The organism is Pseudomonas oryzihabitans, from assembly GCF_032027545.1.
Classification (GTDB): Bacteria; Pseudomonadota; Gammaproteobacteria; order Pseudomonadales; family Pseudomonadaceae; genus Chryseomonas; species Chryseomonas oryzihabitans_F.
In genome coordinates, this window is sequence record NZ_JAVSJB010000003.1 from 76,312 (window position 1) to 96,251 (window position 19,940).

General features: G+C 63.9%; 15 protein-coding genes and 4 tRNA genes. 7 read left to right on the plus strand and 12 right to left on the minus strand.

Translation table 11 applies throughout. From position 1 onward, the window contains the following. Window positions 1-49: 49 nt before the first annotated feature. The 6 genes from RND78_RS05290 to cyoE all read left to right on the plus strand — a co-directional run bounded on the left by RND78_RS05290 (window position 50) and on the right by cyoE (window position 5,304). Window positions 50-125: transfer RNA gene (locus tag RND78_RS05290), tRNA-Thr, on the plus strand. 407 nt (window positions 126-532) lie between these two features. Further along, window positions 533-1,456 carry a ubiquinol oxidase subunit II gene (cyoA, locus tag RND78_RS05295; protein WP_312726649.1) on the plus strand — a complete coding sequence of 308 codons (924 nt, stop codon included), beginning with the start codon at window positions 533-535 and terminating at the stop codon, window positions 1,454-1,456. A gap of 3 nt (window positions 1,457-1,459) precedes the next feature. Then, window positions 1,460-3,448 (plus strand): cytochrome o ubiquinol oxidase subunit I, encoded by a 1,989-nt coding sequence (gene cyoB / locus RND78_RS05300; RefSeq protein WP_312726650.1) that lies wholly within the window; start codon window positions 1,460-1,462, stop codon window positions 3,446-3,448. A gap of 4 nt (window positions 3,449-3,452) precedes the next feature. Then, on the plus strand, window positions 3,453-4,067 hold the full coding sequence (locus RND78_RS05305; protein WP_059226333.1) for a cytochrome o ubiquinol oxidase subunit III: 615 nt from the start codon (window positions 3,453-3,455) through the stop codon (window positions 4,065-4,067). After that, window positions 4,067-4,405 (plus strand): cytochrome o ubiquinol oxidase subunit IV, encoded by a 339-nt coding sequence (cyoD, locus tag RND78_RS05310; protein WP_059226334.1) that lies wholly within the window; start codon window positions 4,067-4,069, stop codon window positions 4,403-4,405. Before RND78_RS05305 ends, cyoD begins: the two co-directional genes overlap by 1 nt. Window positions 4,406-4,416: 11 nt before the next feature. Further along, entirely contained in the window at window positions 4,417-5,304 is an 888-nt protein-coding gene (cyoE, locus tag RND78_RS05315; RefSeq protein WP_295467976.1) for a heme o synthase, read from the plus strand. A 73-nt stretch (window positions 5,305-5,377) separates the two neighbouring features. On the opposite strand, the gene RND78_RS05320 is transcribed toward cyoE, so the two are convergent. The 11 genes from RND78_RS05320 to rluD all read right to left on the minus strand — a co-directional run bounded on the left by RND78_RS05320 (window position 5,378) and on the right by rluD (window position 16,930). Then, on the minus strand, window positions 5,378-9,283 hold the full coding sequence (locus RND78_RS05320; protein WP_312726654.1) for a pilus assembly protein: 3,906 nt from the start codon (window positions 9,281-9,283) through the stop codon (window positions 5,378-5,380). Then, window positions 9,280-9,885: a PilX N-terminal domain-containing pilus assembly protein gene (locus RND78_RS05325; protein WP_312726655.1), complete on the minus strand. Its 606-nt coding sequence runs from the start codon at window positions 9,883-9,885 to the stop codon at window positions 9,280-9,282. Before RND78_RS05325 ends, RND78_RS05320 begins: the two co-directional genes overlap by 4 nt. After that, the gene (locus RND78_RS05330; RefSeq protein ID WP_312726656.1) at window positions 9,882-10,676 is read right to left on the minus strand and encodes a PilW family protein; all 795 of its coding nucleotides are present in this window, start codon (window positions 10,674-10,676) and stop codon (window positions 9,882-9,884) included. Before RND78_RS05330 ends, RND78_RS05325 begins: the two co-directional genes overlap by 4 nt. 2 nt (window positions 10,677-10,678) lie before the next feature. Next, window positions 10,679-11,275 (minus strand): type IV pilus modification protein PilV, encoded by a 597-nt coding sequence (gene pilV, locus RND78_RS05335; protein ID WP_312726657.1) that lies wholly within the window; start codon window positions 11,273-11,275, stop codon window positions 10,679-10,681. Further along, the gene (locus RND78_RS05340) at window positions 11,276-11,809 is read right to left on the minus strand and encodes a GspH/FimT family pseudopilin (protein ID WP_312726659.1); all 534 of its coding nucleotides are present in this window, start codon (window positions 11,807-11,809) and stop codon (window positions 11,276-11,278) included. 334 nt (window positions 11,810-12,143) lie between these two features. Continuing rightward, window positions 12,144-12,219: transfer RNA gene (locus RND78_RS05345), tRNA-Lys, on the minus strand. Between the two features lie 5 nt (window positions 12,220-12,224). Further along, window positions 12,225-12,301 (minus strand) — tRNA-Pro (locus RND78_RS05350). A 10-nt stretch (window positions 12,302-12,311) separates the two neighbouring features. Beyond that, a tRNA-Asn gene (locus RND78_RS05355) sits at window positions 12,312-12,387 on the minus strand. Between the two features lie 161 nt (window positions 12,388-12,548). After that, entirely contained in the window at window positions 12,549-15,113 is a 2,565-nt protein-coding gene (gene clpB / locus RND78_RS05360) for an ATP-dependent chaperone ClpB (protein WP_312726661.1), read from the minus strand. Between the two features lie 129 nt (window positions 15,114-15,242). Beyond that, the gene (gene pgeF, locus RND78_RS05365) at window positions 15,243-15,974 is read right to left on the minus strand and encodes a peptidoglycan editing factor PgeF (protein ID WP_312726663.1); all 732 of its coding nucleotides are present in this window, start codon (window positions 15,972-15,974) and stop codon (window positions 15,243-15,245) included. Next, window positions 15,971-16,930: a 23S rRNA pseudouridine(1911/1915/1917) synthase RluD gene (gene rluD / locus RND78_RS05370; RefSeq protein ID WP_059231459.1), complete on the minus strand. Its 960-nt coding sequence runs from the start codon at window positions 16,928-16,930 to the stop codon at window positions 15,971-15,973. Before rluD ends, pgeF begins: the two co-directional genes overlap by 4 nt. 188 nt (window positions 16,931-17,118) lie before the next feature. Between rluD and RND78_RS05375 the strand changes: the two genes are divergently transcribed. Then, window positions 17,119-18,144 carry an outer membrane protein assembly factor BamD gene (locus tag RND78_RS05375; RefSeq protein WP_059231457.1) on the plus strand — a complete coding sequence of 342 codons (1,026 nt, stop codon included), beginning with the start codon at window positions 17,119-17,121 and terminating at the stop codon, window positions 18,142-18,144. Between the two features lie 104 nt (window positions 18,145-18,248). On the opposite strand, the gene RND78_RS05380 is transcribed toward RND78_RS05375, so the two are convergent. Further along, window positions 18,249-19,871 (minus strand): NAD+ synthase, encoded by a 1,623-nt coding sequence (locus RND78_RS05380; protein ID WP_312726669.1) that lies wholly within the window; start codon window positions 19,869-19,871, stop codon window positions 18,249-18,251. Window positions 19,872-19,940: the final 69 nt, after the last annotated feature.

The window sequence follows — 19,940 nt, forward strand, 5'->3', positions numbered from 1 at the left end:
ACAAAGCTTGCGTGCTGAGGCGAGCAACATGTAAGATTTTAGGCTTCGTGCCGGTGTAGCTCAGTTGGTAGAGCGGCGCATTCGTAATGCGAAGGTCGTAGGTTCGACTCCTATCTCCGGCACCACCTTCCCAACGCTTCTATCCTTTGCCTTTTCAAAGCCTTCAAGGCCTTAGCCGCCCTGGAGCGCGTCTTCCTGAGCGATTTTTCAGCCTGGCGAACGCCCAGCCGCGTCGTCGAAAAGCGTCTGCCAAACTGGCGGCCGCGCTCCGCTCGGCTACTCTTACCCAGCGCATGACAGTGCCTTACGCCAGCGGTCTAGGCCTTTCTTGACGGCCGGCAATACCTGAATGGCGGCTGACCAAAGGGTCGAATATCCCTCCCCTCTGTGGCACCATACCGCGCTGCGAAATCCCGCAATTTCCGCAATCCATCAGCCTGCCGCACGGATGCCTGTCCGTTGCGGAGCGTGAGGCTGGCGACAGGCACGTTGAGAGAATAACCACGATGAGCCGCTCTACTGAGGTCGTGAGATGAAACTAACGAAGTATCTAAAACCAACCGGTTGGCTTCTAGCCGGTGCCGCCGCGCTGCTGCTCAGCGGGTGCGACGCCGTGCTGCTGGATCCGAAAGGCTCCATCGGCGTGCAAGAACGCAACCTCATCTACACAGCGTTCGGCCTCATGCTGATCGTGGTGATCCCGGTCATCGTGATGACCTTCCTGTTCGCCTGGAAGTACCGCGCCGATAACAAGGAAGCCAAGTACACCCCGAACTGGGCTCACTCCTACAAGATCGAAGCCGTGGTCTGGCTGGTCCCCCTGGCCATCGTGGTGTTCCTGAGCATCCTGTCCTGGAAGACCTCCCACGAACTCGATCCCTTCAAGCCGCTGGATCATCCCGAGCAGCCGCTGGTGATCGAAGCCGTCTCGATGGACTGGAAATGGCTGTTCATCTATCCGGAGCAGGGCATCGCCTCGGTCAACGAGCTCGCCATCCCGGTCAACCGTCCGGTGCAGTTCAAGATCACCTCCGAGTCGGTCATGAACACCCTGTCGATCCCGGCCTTGGGCGGCATGATCTACGCCATGTCCGGCATGCAGAGCCAGTTGCACCTGATCGCCGATCATCCCGGCGTCTTCGAAGGTCGCTCGGCCAACTACAGCGGCGCCGGCTTCTCCGACATGATCTTCACCGTGCACGCGGTCCCCACCGCCGGCGACTTCGACGCCTGGGTGGCCAAGGTCAAGCAGTCGGGTGGCAAGACGCTGGACCAGGCGAGCTACACCGAGCTGGCCAAGCCCAGCGAGAAGCAGCCGGTCGCCTACTACTCGGCGGTCGAGCCGGACCTGTTCAGAACGGTCATCAAGAAGTTCATGAAGTCCGACTTCAGCAAGCAGACCGACCACGTGATGGACATGACCCAGCACGCCGGTCAACACGGTACCGAGGAATAAGTTATGTTCGGTAAATTAACTCTTGCGGATATTCCGTATCACGAGCCGATCATTCTCGTGACGTTCGTCGTGGTCGCTCTTGGCGGCCTAGGGCTACTGGGCGCGATCAGCTACTACGGCAAGTGGGGCTATCTCTGGAAAGAGTGGCTGACCACCGTCGACCACAAGAAAATCGGCGTGATGTACTTCATCGTCGCGCTCGTCATGCTGCTGCGCGGCTTCTCCGACGCCGTCCTCATGCGTAGCCAGCAGGCCATCGCCTCCGGCGGCGCCGAGGGCTACCTGCCACCGCATCACTACGACCAGATCTTCACCGCCCACGGCGTGATCATGATCTTCTTCGTGGCGATGCCCTTCGTGGCCGGCCTGATGAACGTGGTGACACCGCTGCAGATCGGTGCCCGCGACGTGGCCTTCCCCTTCCTGAACTCGCTGAGCTTCTGGCTGTTCGTGGCCGGTGCCGTGCTGGTGATGCTGTCGCTGTTCGTGGGCGAGTTCGCCGCGACCGGCTGGGTGGCCTATCCACCGCTGTCGGGCATTCAGTACAGTCCAGGGGTGGGGGTTGACTACTACATCTGGGCGCTGCAGCTATCGGGTATCGGGACGACCCTGACCGGCGTGAACTTCTTCGTCACCGTGCTGAAGATGCGTACCAAGGGCATGACCCTGATGCGTATGCCGATCTTCACCTGGACCTCGTTCTGCACCGCCATCCTGATCATGGCCGCGTTCCCGATCCTGACCGTGACCCTGGCGCTGCTGACCCTGGACCGTTACCTGGGCTTCCACTTCTTCACCGCGGAAGCCGGCGGCAACCAGATGATGTACACCAACCTGATCTGGGCCTGGGGCCACCCCGAGGTTTACATCCTGATCCTGCCGGCCTTCGGCGTGTTCTCGGAAGTGACTTCCACCTTCAGCAAGAAGCGGCTGTTCGGCTACGTGTCGATGGTCTGGGCCACCGTGGCGATCACCGTGCTGTCCTTCATCGTCTGGCTGCACCACTTCTTCACCATGGGCTCGGGCGGCAACGTCAACGCCTTCTTCGGCATCGCGACCATGATCATTGCGATCCCGACGGGTGTGAAGATCTTCACCTGGCTGTTCACCATGTACCAGGGCCGCATCCAGTTCACCTCACCGATGCTCTGGACCCTGGGCTTCATCGTGACCTTCAGCATCGGCGGCATGACCGGCGTCCTGCTGGCGGTACCGGGTGCCGACTTCGTGCTGCACAACAGCCTGTTCCTGATCGCTCACTTCCACAACGTGATCATCGGCGGCGCCGTGTTCGGCTACTTCGCCGGCATGATCTACTGGTTCCCGAAGGTGTTCGGCTTCAAGCTGAACGAGCGTCTGAACAAGCAAGCCTTCTGGTGCTGGCTGATCGGTTTCTATGTCGCCTTCATGCCGCTGTACATGCTTGGCTTCATGGGCATGACCCGTCGTCTGAACCACTACGACAACCCCGATTGGCACCCCTTCCTGGTGACCGCCGCCATCGGCGCCGGCATCATCGCCCTCGGCATCCTCAGCCAGCTGTGGATGTTCTACGTCAGTATCCGCGACCGCAATCTGCCGGAGAACATGGACGTGACCGGCGATCCGTGGGATGGCCGTACCCTGGAATGGTCGACTTCCTCGCCGCCGCCCTTCTACAACTTCGCTGAAGTGCCGGAAGTGCACGACATCGACGCCTACTGGGGCATGAAGGAAAAAGGCATCACCGAGAAGAAGGATGCGGACTACAAGCAGATCCACATGCCGCGCAACACCGGCGCCGGCATCGTGATCAGCTTCTTCGCCCTGATCCTCGGCTTCGCCCTGATCTGGCACATCTGGTGGCTGGCCATCGCCAGCTTCGTGGGCGCCATTGTCAGCGCGGTCGTCCGCAGCTACGACGAAGACGTCGACTACTACGTACCAGCGGAAGAAGTGGCGCGCATCGAAACCGCCCGCATCCAGTCCCTGGCGAAATTGAAGCAGGCCTAACCCAATGGCGAATCAAGTTATGCATAACGAAGTCGCCCATGCCGAGGAGCATGGGCACCACGACGCCGGATCGATGAAGACGTTCGGCTTCTGGTCCTACCTGATGACCGACTGCATTCTGTTCGGGACGCTGTTCGCGACCTATGCAGTGCTGAGCGGGGCCCATGCCGATGGCCCCTCGCAGAAGGACATCTTCGAACTGTCGTTCGTCCTGGTGGAAACCTTCCTCCTGCTGTTCTCCAGTATCACCTACGGCTTCGCCATGATCGCCCAGCATAAGGGCAGCAAGGGCGGCGTCCTCGGTTGGCTGGCGATCACCTGGCTGTTCGGTGCCGGCTTCATCGGCATGGAAGTCTATGAGTTCCATCACCTGATCGAAGAGGGCTACGGTCCGGATCGCAGTGCCTTCCTGTCGTCCTTCTTCGCACTGGTCGGCACCCACGGTCTGCACGTGAGTTCCGGTCTGATCTGGATGATCGTGTTGATGCTGCAGGTCGCTTCCAAGGGCCTGACCACCACCAACGTGACCCGCCTGTCGTGCCTGAGCCTGTTCTGGCACTTCCTGGACATCATCTGGATCTTCGTCTTCACCATCGTCTATCTGATGGGGGTTCTGTAATGGCGCACGACCATAACGCCCACGGGCACACCGCCGAGAGCCATGGCACTTTCAAGAGCTACATGGTCGGTTTCATCCTGTCGGTCATCCTGACGGTCATTCCCTTCGGCCTGGTGATGTTCCCCACCTTCTCCAAGGGCGCGACCCTGGCGATCGTGGTGATCATGGCGGTGGTACAGCTGCTGGTGCACCTGTACTTCTTCCTGCACCTGAACACCTCCGAAGAGCAGCGTTGGAACGTGATCTCCTTCGGGTTCACCGTGGTCATCGTCGGCATCGTGGTCGTGGGATCCCTGTGGATCATGTACCACATGCACCAGAACATGATGATCCACTGAACCGGGCCGACGTGATGATCAAGAAGTACCTCCTCGTGACCAAGCCGGGCATCATCTTCGGCAACCTGATCTCGGTTGCCGGCGGGTTCTTCCTGGCTTCCAAAGGAAGCATCGACCCGCTGTTGCTGCTGGCAACGGCCATCGGGGTATCGTTGGTCATTGCTTCCGGCTGTGTGTTCAACAACGTGATCGATAGGGACATCGATCAGAAGATGGAAAGGACCCGCAATCGTGCCCTGGTCCAGGGCACGATCTCCTCGAAGGTGGCGCTGGCCTATGCCACCCTCCTCGGCCTGGCCGGGGTGGGACTGCTGTACGGGGCGACCAACCTGGTCGCCACCGCCTTCGCGGTGATGGGTTTCGTGGTGTACGTGGGGCTCTACAGCCTCTGGCTCAAGCGCACCTCGGTGTACGGCACCCTGGTCGGCAGCCTGTCCGGTGCCGCGCCGCCGGTGATCGGCTACTGCGCCGCCAGCGGCCAGTTCGACAGCGGCGCCGCGGTGCTGCTGTTGATCTTCTGCCTCTGGCAGATGCCGCACTCCTACGCCATCGCCATCTTCCGTCTCAAGGACTACACCGCGGCTTCGATTCCGGTACTGCCGGTGGCCAAGGGCATCTCGGTGACCAAGCGGCACATCGTCTGGTACACCGTGGCCTTCCTGGCTGCCACCCTGCTGCTGACCGTGCTCGGCTACGCCGGCTACGTCTATCTGGCGGTGGCTTTCGTGATCGGCGCTTGGTGGCTGCGTCTGGCGTTCATGGGCTATCAGGCCGAGAACGACGTGCAGTGGGCACGCAAGCTGTTCGGGTTCTCCATCATCGCCATCACCGCGCTCTCCGTGATGATGTCGGTGGACTTCCAGATCCCGGGCGACGTGCTGCTGACCTACGCCCGTTGAGACGCATCGTTCCATGAAAAAGCCCGGCCCAGTGCCGGGCTTTTTCATGGGCGCTCGTCATGCCAGTCCCTGGCTAATCCTGGTTGCTAATGACCCGCCAGGTCTGCCGCCGGCTGGGCGGCTGCTTGCCGGTCAAGCCTTCCCGCTGGGGACCACCATCGCTGCCGAAGAGCGCGGAGTCGGCCAGGGTACCTTCCACGCTGAAATTGCCGTTGCCATAGAGGAAGGGCACGATGCCGCCCAGCAGGCCGTCCAGCTGGATCCGCCCATAGGCCGTGTCCACGCCCAGGTTGAACAACCCGTTGTTGTTGCCGCCGGTGTAGGGGTCAAGGGCATAGAGATAGGTGGTGACGCCGGCAGTACAGGCATCGGTGCTGGGTATCAGCGAACTCATCAGCAGGGTACCGCTGAAGAGCTGGGGCTTGTTGATGACCAGCTCGCCGTTGAGCGGCAGGTTGAGGTACCAGCCCTGCTTGCCACTGGCGGCCGTCGCGGGATCGTACCAACTGACCGAATTGGTGGAAACGACGTTCGCCGTGCTGCTGACACTGGAGCCACCGGCACCGGTATAGCTGATGCGCTGGTCGATCCCCAGGGTCTGCTGCTGCAGATTGGCCACCGTCAGACTGGGCGTGCTACCCGCCGCCGAGCCATCGGTCTGGCGATCCCAGATGCCGTAGAGGGTCATGGCCTTGCTGGGATTGGCGATGGCGTCACCGGTCTCCAGGTACTTGCCGGTACCGAAGATCACCAGATGCCCCGTGCCGGTGGGATGGGCGATCACCGTCGGGCTGGCGGTGATGGGCTGGACCAGATTGGTGGTGCCGGACGCCACGCTGCTGGCCCGTGCGGTATAGAGCGGGCTGCCGCCGAAGGCTACCCGGAAATTGTCCGCCGCAGCGACCGCGCTCAGGGAGGTACCGATCAGGTCGAAGCGCCAGAGGTTACCCCGCAGGTCGCCGGCATAGGCGTAATCGCCGATCAGATCGCCGTCGACATCGGCCACGAAGGGTACACCCAGGCCATTGGCAGTGGTCAGGGCATCGCTCACCGGAAGGGCCTTGATCAGGCTGCCGTCGGCGACGTTCATCACGTACAGCACGGCGTTGTCCCTGGCGCTGTTGTAGCCATTGCTCAGCACTACGCCCCAGCCACCCGTGTGCAGCCGTGTGATGACGGGCCTTCCATAGGTGAAGCCCAGGTCGGCGTAGTCGGCATCGCTGGCGGACTTTTCCCAGAGCAGTGTGGGTGCGTTCGGGTTGGTGATGTCCAGGGCGAAGATACCCTGCCCTCCCCCACGCAGGGTACCGATCAGCACGGTACGCCATCTGCCACCGCTGTAGACGTCACCCACCACGGGCGTGTTGTCGACGTAGGACTGGTGGCCGCCGTTGTAGCCGCGATCGGTCAGCTTGTTGAGCGTCGGGATGACTGCGCTGGGGATGAAGGCGAAGACTTCCGCGCCCTGATCGTTGAAGGCGTGCAACATGCCGTCGTTGGCCCCCACGTAGATACGCCGCTCGCGTCCCAGGTTGGCGTTGCGAAAATCCGCATAGGAGGTATCGCCGACCGTGGCGTTCATCAGGGCGATGGGGCTGTTGGGGGTACCGACCACCACGGGCGAAGAGTTCACCATGTCGCCGAGGATATGGTTGCGCGGACGAAAGGACGGCGTCGCGCCAGGCGCCTCCTGGCCACGGTCACCCCGCAGGTAATCCACGCGGCGGCTGCCGTAGGTATCGGTGGTGCCGGCTGCGGTGCGATTGAGATAGCCCTGCTGGGTGGCGGTCAGGCTCGCCCAGGTGAAGGGAGTAAGGGCGCCGCGGCTGGCGAAGTAGATCGTCCGGCTGGCGTAGCCGGTATTGCCCAGCGGGAAACGGCTGTCGAGCTGCTGACCCGCACTCCAGATACGCGTCCGGTTGGTCGCCGTGCGCTGGTACTTGATCAGGTCCCCGCTCCAGTCGGTGCTGGAGAACGACGGTACATAGGTATAGAGCGCGGTGCTGTCGCCCTCCTGGGTCGGCGAGACGGTCTGGCTGGCGCCGACACTGGTGGACTGGCTGATGCGCGAGACCACCTCGCTCAGGGAGGTGATGAGATCGCTGGCGTTTTCCGCGCTGAAGAATTCCCCACGCGAGTTGATCGCCGCGTGCCAGAGATCGTAGACGTTGTTCTGGTTCACCGAGTTGTCCGCGCCGGCGACCGGCCAAGCCGTGCTACCCGCCGCCAGCCCGGCATAGCCCCCAGCGAAGGTGTCGCCACCCCAAGCCGGGTTGACCAGGGCGCTGCTCAGGCCGATGCCCACGTAGAAGCTGGTGAGGTGTTGCCAGGTAGCAGGATCGTTGCGTGGATTCCAATAGGGCGTGAGGGTGCGGCTGCCCTGGGCTTCGTCACTGCTCACGGTGTTGTAGGGCGACACCTTGTTGTCCAGGTTGGGCTGGGCGTCGGTACGCCAGTAGAGGAAGGCCAGGTCGGCCAGGGTACTGGCCGTACTGTCCTGGAACGGCGCCTGCGGCGAATATTGCTGACCATCCGGCAGGGTGGCGGCCGTGCCATCGACGTTGCTGGTGGTGAAAGCCGCGTTCCAGATGCCGTCGGTCACCACCAGGCTGTAGCTGGCCCGGCAGCCATAGACCGGCGCTTCGCTGGTTCCCGGTTGAAAGGCGTAGGGACTTTCGCTGCCAGTGGTCTTGAGCAGCTCCCCGACCCGAGCGACCGCCTGCAGCAGGGGCGTGCTCTGGTTGTAGTAGACATCGCCCAGCCAGGTGAAGAAGGCAGCCCGTTGCGCGCCGGTGAACGGCCGCAGGCGATTGTCATAGGTCGTCGTGCTCGCGCTGACGATCCCGCGGCAGTTGGCATTGGCCGTCACCAGGATGCAGCTGTCGCTGGTACCCAGCGCCTGCCAGCCGACCCGGATGTTTTCCGAGGCATCCGCCAGGGCCAGGTTGGTGGCGGTCTGCGCGGCCAAGGCACGACTGCGATAGAAGGAATACCAGTTGGCGAAGTTCTGCCGTTCGTCCGTGCCGTTCGGACCGGAAGTGGCACTGACCGAGATGCGCCGATAGCAGCCATCGGTTTGCAGGGAGGCCGGGGTACAGGTGTTCAGGGTGGTGTCGTAGAGATAGTAGTAGGCCGGGACGCCCGCGATGGCCGTCGAGGTATTGGTATTGGCCGTGATGGTGTAGGTCACCGACGAAAACACACCGCCCACACCGTAGTTCACGTTCCGCGTGCAGGTCACGTTGCTGTAGGTGATAGACGCGGTGTTGGCGATGGTCGCCGTGCATCCTGTCATCGACTGCCCACGCAACAACCAACCGAGCAGGGACGAGTCGCTGATGGAGACCTGGGCGCCATTGATGGTTTCGGTGAAGCCGCCACCCAGGAGGATGTCCAGCAGCGTCACCCGGCCATAACTGGCACTGGTTCCCTGGTAGGTACCTGCACTTTGAAAATCCTGCGACGGATTCTCCGCCAGCATGCTCGGACTGTTGTTTTGCAATCCCGGATTGCCGTAGGTGTTGCCGCGCGCCACATTGGGATCGGTGGTCACCAGATTGGGGTTGTAACTCCAGCTCACCCGGTAGTCGCTGGCAAGATTCACGCTGCCCAGGCCGGGTCGAAAGCCATTGACGTAGGCACTGGTAAAGCCGCTGGTCAGGCGTGTGCGAGTCAGGCCGGTAGTAGCGCTATAGCTCACCGCATAGGGCGCGGGATAGCTGATCGCCGGATTGTAGTAGAGGCTGTTGAAGGCCGCCGACTTGGCGCGTCGGGTCGGCCGGATGGCATCGGTGTTGGAGGCATCCGGCACCACGGCCATCTGCATGCTGGTGGAGTTGTCCAGGGTGACGAAGAGATTGGGGCCGACGCTGTTGGTGAGGAACAGGGGCTGCTGACTGAGATTCAGGGCCGCGCCCTGGACGCCGCTGGTGACGACGGCGGCCAACAGAGCGGTGGATGCCAGTATGGCTCGGCTCATGGCACCTCCAGGGAAACGACGCTCTGCAGGATCACCGGGAAGCGGCCGCCGCGATCCTGGGCGATGGCGGTGACCCGGAACAGCTTGTTGGCCGGTGCGGAGACATCGACGGAATTACTACCGATGGCGGTCACCACCCAGCGCGGCGTACGGGCGAACGTCGAGCTGCCATCGGAGCCGCTGTAGGTCACCGAACGCGCCGTCGGCGTCTTGTCGGTCGCCTGCAGGGCGGTCGCCGCCCAGGTTTGGGTCAGGGCACTGGTATTGAGATCGCTGGCCTTGCCCAGGATGCACAGATCGCCACTTGGGGGATTGGCAAAGGCCCCGCGGACGGCCGCCACACTTTCGCTACAGCTGGCGAATCCCGCGCTGAAGGCGGTGAAGGTCGGCTGCTGGCTGAGCGCGACCAGACGCCGCTCGCCTTCGCGCAAGGCCGCCTCCGCGGCATTGAACGCCTGGACATTCTCCAGGGCGGCGCCACCGCTACGGGTCTGCAGCAGGGTCTGACGCATGCTGGACGCCGCCAGCAGCGACAGCAGGAGCAACATCACCAGGGTGACCAGCAAGGTGGCGCCCCGCTGCCCGATCGGGATACGACTCATAGCGCGAGATTCCTCAGGGTGACGGTGCTCTGCACCATCTGCATGGACCGGGTCGTCTCGTCGAGCTGCTGGCCGGTCAGGGTCTGCCAGTTGGCCGCGGCGTTGCTGGCGACATCGCCCGGTACCGCATCGCTGGTGCTGAGCAGAGCGGCGTAGCGAACGGCCGGGGCGTCCGCCTTCGGCGGGATGGACCAGCGGAAATCCCGTAGCCCCTGCACCAGCACGGCACTGCCCTTGCGCGTCAGCGCTCCTGCCCGCTCGCTCCAGACGGTGCAATTCAGGGTTCCGGTGCCGGGCGTGGCGCTCGCCAGGTAACGCAGCTTGAGCAGGACGTTGCCACCGGTATTGAGATTCACCCGGGGAATGACGTTGCCGAGGCAATCCAGATCCTTGCCATCCAGCGCGCCCTGGTAGCGGATGCATACCCCTGTGGGTGCATTGACGCTATCGGTGGTCGCAGCGAAGGTGACCCCGGCAGCGAAGGCCGGACAGCTGATGCCATCGGCATCCGCCACGGCACCCACGGCGGGAAAGGCCGCCGCCAGACTGTTCTGGTAGCGGATATCGGCGCGAAAACCCGTGCGGGCCAGCTGTCGGTCGAGCAACTGCAGGGTCAGTTGGGCGTTGTTTCTGTTGCCCGTCTGCCCCTGCTGGAAGAGAAAGCTGCGCTTGTTGTCGAGGTAGATCTGCGAGACGCCCAGCACCAGGAAGGCGCCCACGGTCAGGGCGATCATCATCTCGATGAGCGAAAATCCCTTCAGCCGATCTCGCCCGGGAAACCGATGATTCATGCTCAAAGCTCCGAGCGCAGGGCGTAGTAGCAGACGCCCCTGGGGCAGTTCACCGAATCGTTGCTGACGTCCTGCCAGGCGATCACCACCATTACCGCTGCACGCGCCGTGGTCTCGCATGCATTGAGCGGTGTGGTATTCCCCGAGGTATCGCTGGCCGGCAAGGGTGGCACCCCGGACGCCGGGCAAACGGCGAAACTGCTGGTGATCAGGGCGTCGCTCACCGGCAGCAGCGCCTTGACCTGCGCCAGCCAGCAGCCGAGATCCTGACCGGCGACCGTTTCGCCACCGGCCGAGCGATCCCGGGTCAGACAGGTCTTGCCGGCATCCAGTGCCCTGGTGCGGAAGTTGCCACCCGCCTGTTTGGCATAGACCCCATCGGGCTTCACCTTGTCGCTCGCCAGGACCTGGTCGCGATTGCTGCGCATCAGCTCGAGCAGATCATTGGCCAGTACCATGGCGTTGCTGCGCTGTATGGAATCCTGGGACAGGGCGACGCTGCGCGTCTGCAAGGCGACCATGCCCAGCACCCCGAGGCAGATGATCACCAGGCTGACCAGCACCTCGATCATGCTGAACGCCCGCTGCCCCCGCCTCACCTAGCCGCACCCCACGGCACTGGCCCGGGTCGGCGCGAAGTCGGTCACCGTGAGGACCCCGCCGAGGCTAAGGGTGAATTGCTTGCCGGGGGTAAGCGCATTGGTGGCACAGATGAGAAGGGTGGCATCCGCAGCGATGCGTACACTGCCATTGGGCTGGAAGGTCAGACTGGTCAAGGGGCTTCCTCCCACGCTGCCGGTACCGTTGACGCCGGTACCCAGGCCGCCACTGTACTGGCGTAGCACCTCGGCAGTAGGCAGCACCACGGTCTTGACGGTGCTGATCTTCAAGGCGCCGGTCCAGCCATTGGCATCCTCCGGATCGGTGGTGACGATGACGTTCACCCCCCTGCTCATGGCCTCGCTACGGGCGTAGTACAGCGCTCGCTGCAACTCGCCCGCCGCGGCCTGGATACGATTGTTCTGCACCAGGCTGGCGAAGCCCGGCGCCGCCAGGGCAGTGACGATGCCCAGCAAGGCGACGACGACCAAGACCTCGATGAGGGTGAAGCCCAACAGGCGTTTCGACCGCATTCCACCGCCCTGAAAACCATGTTCCTTCCTTGATAGTAGTCAGGTGATTGGGGGTCACTACTACCGACTATCGCCTTGCTGTCGGCAGCACGCCGCTTGAATCCAGGTGATCGATGCAGGTGAGCGGATTAGAGCCCTTTCCTGGCCGGCATCGTGGTCGGCCTCTTGCTGGCAAGGAGACTAGCCCGGCGAGTTCGGGGGGCCGAACCTGGTCGTAGCCAGGCCCCAACCCGCGAAGTATCGGCATGGAGGAAGACGGCCTGAGCCCAAAGGCAGGACAAAACAAGGGCCCAGAAACGCAAAAACCCTCCTGGCGGAGGGTTTCTGGTGAAGATGGTGGGTCGTGCAGGATTCGAACCTGCGACCAATTGGTTAAAAGCCAACTGCTCTACCAACTGAGCTAACGACCCAAAAGTGGTCGGGGTAGGGGGATTCGAACTCCCGACATCCTGCTCCCAAAGCAGGCGCGCTACCGGGCTGCGCTATACCCCGAAACTGGAAGTGGCTCCGCGACCTGGACTCGAACCAGGGACCCAATGATTAACAGTCATTTGCTCTACCGACTGAGCTATCGCGGAATTTCTCTCTTCCAACCCCGCTTACTTCAAGGCCTTTCAGGCTTTGCCGTAAGTGAGGTGCGCCATTTTACGGAAGATGAAACGGACGTCAACACCTAGCCCGCTGTTTTTTCACAAAATTATGCGAAACACCGGGCGACACTGAGTCGCCCGGTGTTCCGTCAGGCGAAGACGATCTCGTCGCCCTCCACCCGACCCTGGATACGGCTGCCTGGCGCGAAGGCGCCGGACAGGATGCGCTGGGCCAGCGGGTTCTCGATCCAGCGCTGGATCGCCCGCTTGAGCGGCCGCGCGCCATAGACCGGGTCGTACCCAACCGCGACCAGCTTGTCCAAGGCTTCCGGCGCCAGTTCCAACTGCAGGTCACGCTCGGCCAGCCGCTGACGCAGGTGCTGCAGCTGGATCTCGGCGATGCCGGCGATCTGCTCACGGCCCAGGGGCTCGAACACCACCACCTCGTCGATACGGTTGACGAACTCGGGGCGAAAATGGCTCGCCACCGCATCCATCACCGCTGCGCGCTGGGCGTCGGGATCACCGACCAGCTCCTGGATCTGCGCCGAGCCCAGGTTGGAGGTCATGACGATCACCGTGTTGCGAAAGTCCACGGTGCGGCCCTGGCTGTCGGTCAGGCGCCCGTCGTCCAGCACCTGCAGGAGGATGTTGAAGACGTCCGGATGGGCCTTTTCCACCTCGTCCAGCAGGACCACCGAATAGGGTTTGCGCCGTACGGCCTCGGTCAGGTAGCCGCCCTCCTCATAGCCGACATAGCCGGGCGGTGCACCGATCAAACGGGCCACGGAGTGCTTCTCCATGAACTCGGACATGTCGATGCGCACCATGGCGTCCTCGGTATCGAAGAGGAATTCCGCCAGCGACTTGCACAGCTCGGTCTTGCCCACCCCGGTCGGGCCGAGGAAGAGGAAGGAGCCGCTGGGCTTGTTCGGATCGGACAGCCCCGCCCGCGAGCGCCGCACGGCGTTGGCCACGGCGGTGACCGCCTCGTCCTGGCCGATCACCCGGTTGTGCAGGGCCTCTTCCATGCGCAGCAGCTTGTCGCGCTCGCCTTCGAGCATCTTGCTCACCGGGATGCCGGTCCACTTGGAGACCACCTCGGCGATCTCGTCCTCGGTGACCTTGTTGCGCAGCAGCTGGTTGGCCGGCTTCTCGTGCTGGTCGACCATCTGCAGGCTGCGCTCCAGATCGGGGATGGTGCCGTATTGCAGCTCGGCCATACGGTTGAGGTCACCCTTGCGGCGGGCGGCCTCCAGCTCGGTACGGGCCTGCTCGATGCGCTGCTGCAACTGGGCGGAATCCTGCACCTCGGCCTTCTCGGCCTTCCAGATTTCCTCCAGATCGGCATATTCCTGCTCGAGACGGGCGATGTCCTCGTCGAGCTTTTCCAGGCGTTTGCGCGCCGCTTCGTCTTCTTCCTTCTTCAGCGCCTGGCGTTCCACCTTGAGCTGGATCAGCCGGCGGTCCAGGCGATCCAGGGCCTCGGGCTTGGAGTCGATTTCCATGCGGATGCGGCTGGCGGCTTCGTCGATCAGGTCGATGGCCTTGTCCGGCAGCTGGCGGTCGGTGATGTAGCGATGGGACAGCTTGGCCGCGGCGATGATGGCGCCATCGGTGATGGCCACCTTGTGGTGCACCTCGTAACGCTCCTTGAGGCCACGCAGGATGGCGATGGTGTCCTCCTCGCTCGGTTCGTCCACCAGCACCTTCTGGAAGCGTCGCTCCAGAGCGGCATCCTTCTCGATGAACTGACGATACTCATCGAGGGTGGTGGCACCGACGCAGTGCAGCTCGCCGCGGGCCAGGGCCGGCTTGAGCATGTTGCCGGCGTCCATGGCGCCCTCGGCCTTGCCGGCACCGACCATGGTGTGGAGTTCGTCGATGAACAGGATGATGCGGCCTTCCTGCTTGCCCAGTTCGTTGAGCACCCCTTTCAGGCGTTCTTCGAATTCACCGCGGAACTTGGCACCGGCGATGAGGGCGCCCATGTCCAGGGCCAACAGGCGCTTGTCCTTGAGGCCGTCGGGCACTTCGCCGTTGATGATGCGCTGGGCCAGGCCCTCGGCAATGGCGGTCTTGCCCACGCCGGGCTCGCCGATCAGCACCGGATTGTTCTTGGTCCGCCGCTGCAGGACCTGGATGGTCCGGCGGATCTCGTCGTCCCGCCCGATCACCGGGTCGAGCTTGCCGTCTTCGGCGCGCTTGGTGAGGTCGACGGTGAACTTGTCCAGGGCCTTGCGGCTGTCCTCGGCATTGGGGTCGTTGACCGCCTCGCCGCCGCGCAGGTTGTTGATGGCGTTCTCCAGTGCCTTGCGCGAAACGCCCTGCCCCAGCAGCAACTTGCCGAGGCGGGTGTTCTCATCCATGGCAGCGAGCAGCACCAACTCGCTGGAGATGAACTGGTCGCCTTTCTGCTGGGCCAGGCGATCGGCCTGATTGAGCAGTCGCGCCAGGTCCTGGGACAGATTCACGTCGCCAGTGGGATTCTGGATCTTGGGCAGCTTGTCCAGCTCTTCGGCGAGGGTCTTGCGCAGGCTGGCGAGGTCGAAGCCGACCTGGCGCAGCAACGGGGAAATGGAACCGCCCTGCTGGTCGAGCAGCGCGGAGAACAGGTGCAGCGGCTCGATGGCAGGATGGTCATGGCCAACGGCCAGGGACTGGGCATCCGCCAAAGCGAGCTGCAATTTGCTGGTGAAACGATCTATACGCATGGGTAAGGTCCTATCTGAAACGCGGGACGGCGCGGCAGAAGGCGCTTTCGATTACCCGCGGGAATGATCTTTAGATAGGGGCGATGCGTGACGATTCAAGCCAGTGAGGCTTGACATCCCAAAAAATATTCAGGACTTGATCCAGATCAGACTGGCGAAGCGACCGGTGCGGGAAGAGCGGCGATAGGAGAAGAAACGCTCTTGGTCAGTGAAGGTGTCCAGACCGCCGCCATACACCGCCGTGATGCCGCGGGTAGCGAGACGCAGGCGGGCCAGGGCATAGAGATCGCCCAGGTACTTGTCCCCTCCCCGCGCCACGAAACAATGCTCGGCTGCGGCATGCTGGGCGATGAAGGCCTCGCGCACCTCGGCGCCGACCTCGAAGCTGGCCGGGCCGATGGCTGGGCCTAGCCAGACCAGCACCTCTGCGGGCGCCACCTCCAGGCTGGCCGCGGCGGCTTCCAGAACGCCACCGGCCAGACCGCGCCAGCCGGCATGAGCGGCGGCGACCCGGGAGCCGTCCCGGCGGCAGAACAAGGCCGGCAGGCAGTCGGCGGTCATCATGGTCACGGCGATGCCGGGCGTCTCGCTCCAGGCCGCATCGGCCCGCAGCACCCGCTCGGGGTCGGCCTCGACGACGTCGGTCCCGTGCACCTGTTCGAGCCAGGCGGGGCGGCAGCCAAGGGCCTCACCCAGGCGGCGGCGGTTCTCGGCGACCGCAGCCGGATCGTCATCGACGTGGATGCCCAAATTGAAGCTGGCGAATGGCCCTTGGCTGACACCACCCACGCGGGTGGTGACGCAGGCCTGGACACCGACCGGCGCCGGCCAGTCCGGCCGCAGCCAGTCGGCGCCGATCATTCGAAGGATTCCCGGTCCTGCCGCAGCAGGTCCAACAGCCAGACCAGGTCTTCCGGCAGCGGCGATTCCCAGCGCAGGCGCGCGCCGGTCACCGGATGATCCAGTTCGAGGAAGCGCGCGTGCAGCGCCTGGCGCGGGAATTCGCGCAGGGTCTTGATCAGCGTCGGGTTGGTCGCCGGCGGGATCTTGAAGCGCCCGCCATAAACCGGATCGCCCACCAGTGGGAAGCCGACATGGGTCATGTGCACGCGGATCTGATGGGTCCGCCCGGTCTCCAGCTTGACCCGGGTATGGGTATAGGCGCGGAAGCGCTCCAGCACCCGATAGTGACTGACCGCGGGCTTGCCGCCGGCAATCACCGCCATCTGCTGGCGCCGCTGAGAATGCCGGCCGATGGGTGCGTCGACCGTACCTCCGGCGACGATCACCCCGGCGACGACGGCTTCATAGATGCGACTCACCGAGCGCGCCTGCAGCTGGGCGACCAAATGGGTATGGGCTTCCAGGGTCTTGGCCACCACCATGAGGCCGGTGGTGTCCTTGTCCAGGCGATGGACGATGCCGGCCCGCGGCACGCTCTCCAAGCCAGGCACGTGGTGCAGCAGGGCATTGAGCAGGGTGCCGTCGGCATGGCCGGCAGCCGGATGGACCACCAAGCCGGCCGGTTTGTCGAGCACCAGCAGGTGGTCGTCCTCGTAGACGATGTCCAGCTCGATGTCCTGGGCCACCCACTCACCCTGGGCCTCGCGCTCGGCGCGCAGCGCCAGCTGGGCGCCGCCATGGACGGTATCGCGCGGGCGCAGCACGGCGCCGTCGACGGTCAGGCTGCCGTCCTTGATCCAGGCGGCGAGACGCGAGCGGGAATGTTCGGCGAACAGTTGGGCAGCGACCTGGTCGAGGCGCTGGCCCCCGAGTTCGGAGGGGACTTCGGCATTGAGAACGATGGATTCGGACATGGATCTGCGCGGGCAATGGCAGGGCTTTTGGAATCGGCCCGACCCTGTGGTTAAATACGGCGACTTTTTTGCCCCGGCATTCCGGGTCGATCATCATAACAGGACGGTTCCGGCCCCGTCACAGGCTAGGTGAGAGCTCTCCGCCCTCATCCCTGCACCGCCGACCGTTTCGGGGAATCCAAGCCGCCATGCAATTGAAGCACCTGCTGCTGGTCACCAGCCTAGTCCTCACCGCCGCCTGCTCCTCGAAAGCGCCCGAGGTTCCGGAGAATCTGCCCGAGGGCGAGCTCTATACCCAGGCCCAGCGCGATATCTCCAACAGCAGCTACACCGACGCCATCAGCAAGCTGAAGGCCCTGGAGTCGCGGTATCCCTTCGGCCGCTACGCCGAACAGGCGCAGCTCGAGCTGATCTACGCCAACTACAAGAATGCTGAGCCCGAGGCGGCGCGCACGGCAGCGGATCGCTTCATCCGCCTGCATCCGCAGCACCCCAATGTCGACTACGCCTACTACATGAAGGGCGTGTCCTCCTTCGAACAGGACCGCGGCCTGTTGGCGCGCTTCCTGCCGCTGGACATGACCAAGCGTGACCCGGGCGCCGCGCGTGACTCCTTCAACGACTTCGCCCAGTTCACCAGCCGCTTCCCCAACAGCCGCTACGCCCCCGACGCCAAGGCGCGCATGGTCTACCTGCGCAACCTGCTGGCGGCCTACGACATCCACGTCGGCCACTACTACCTGACCCGCAAGGCCTACGTTGCCGCTGCCAACCGCGGTCGTTACGTGGTCGAGAACTTCCAGGGCACCCCGTCCGTGGGCGATGGCCTGGCGCTGATGACCGAGGCCTACCAGCACATGGGGCTGAACGATCTGGCCGCCTCCAGCCTGGAAACCCTGAAGCTGAACTATCCGGACAACGTCAGCCTGAAGAATGGCGAGTTCCAGCTGCGCGAACCGGATGACAAGGACGAGCAGCGCTCCTGGCTGACTCGCGCGACCCTGGGCCTGATCGATCGCCCGAACGATCCACTGCCGCCCGGCGAGACCCGCGCCAGCCAGGACATCCAGCGCAAGTACCAGGAAGAGCGTGACAACCTGGCGCCCGAGCTGCGCATCGTTGACCCGGCGGAAGCCGAGAAGGCCGGCGGCGCGACGCCCGCGCCCGCCAAGCGCTCCTGGTTCAGCCGCCTGACCTTCGGTCTGTTCGACTGATCCCGCACGGGATATGAAAAAGGGGAAGCCGGTCGGCTTCCCCTTTTTCATTGTGCCCGACGGCGCCTTGGGCGCCGGGTCGCGAGACCCGGCGCGAACGGGGTTCAGTCGCCGATGCGCCAGCCCGAGGTGATGGGGTAACGCCGGTCGCGGCCGAAGCCACGCTGGGTTACCCGCGCGCCGACCGCGGCCTGGCGCCGCTTGTACTCGTTGAGATCCACCAGGCGCAGCACCTTGCGCACCGTTTCCTCGGCGAAGCCGGCGGCGACGATATCCACCGCCGAAAGATCCTGCTCGACGTAAAGGCGCAGGATCTCATCGAGCACCGGATATGGCGGTAGCGAGTCCTCATCTTTCTGGTCGGGCGACAACTCGGCGGACGGTGGCCGGTCGATGACGCGCTGGGGAATCACCACGCCATCGCGATTGCGGTACTCGCAGAGGCGGAACACCAAGGTCTTGGGCACATCCTTGAGCACGTCGAAGCCGCCGGCCATGTCGCCATAGAGGGTGGCGTACCCCACCGCCATCTCGCTCTTGTTGCCGGTGGTCAGCACCAGATAGCCCTTCTTGTTGGAAATGGCCATCAACAGGGTGCCACGGCACCGCGCCTGCAGATTCTCTTCGGTGGTATCGCGCCCGAGTCCGGCGAATTCGCCGGCCAGGGTCTGCTGGAAGGCCTCGACCATGGGCGCGATGGGCAGCACGCTGTAGCGCACACCCAGCGCCCGAGCTTCGGCCTCGGCGTCTTCCAGGCTGATCTGGGCGGTGTAGTGGTAGGGCATCATCACCGCCTCCACCTGTTCCGCGCCTAGGGCATCCGCGGCCACTGCCAGCACCAGAGCCGAGTCGATCCCGCCGGACAGTCCCAGCACCACGCCCTTGAAGCCGTTCTTACGCACATAGTCGCGCACGCCGAGCACCAGGGCGTCGTAGACGCTGGCTTCCAGCGATGCCACGGCGGCGAGCTCGGCGGGCTGCGGCTGCAGATTCGCCGCGAAGACGACCGGATAGAGCCCCTCGACGAAGGCCGGTGCCCGCTGGGTGACCTGGCCGGCCGCATCCACCACGAAGGAATGGCCGTCGAACACCAGCTCGTCCTGCCCACCCACCTGGTTGACGTAGACCACCGGCATGCCACCCTCCCGTGCCCGCTCGGCCACCACCGCCTCGCGCTCGGGCTGCTTGCCGCCGTGGAACGGCGAGGCGTTCAGGTTGAGCATCAGCCGCGCCCCGGCAGCGCGTGCCTTGGCCATCGGCTCGGCGAACCAGATGTCCTCGCAGATGGTGACGCCGATGGGCACGCCCTGGTAGTCGAACACCGCCGCGCTATCGCCTGGCTCGAAATAACGTTTCTCGTCGAACACCCGGTAATTCGGCAACTGTTGCTTGCGATAGAAGGCCAGCTCGGCACCATCGCGATAGACCGCGCAGGCGTTGCAGCGCCGCCCGTCCTCCTGCCAGGGAAAGCCCACCAGCACATGGATACCGGCGACTTCCACGCGAATTCGCTGCAGGCCCTGCTCGATGCGCCTCTGCATGCTGGAACGCAGCAGCAGATCCTCGGGGGGATAGCCACACAGCGACAGCTCGGGAAAGACGATCAGATCGCCTCCCAGCTGGTCGCGCGCCTCGCAGGCCGCCGCGATGATGCGATCGACGTTGCCATGGATGTCGCCCACCTTGAGGTTCAATTGCGCCATCACGACGTTCAGCAGCTGACTCATGCATACTTCCTTGCCCGGTTGATCGCGGCATTTTCCCGCATGCGGCCAAGCCGGACAATCGATGCCGCA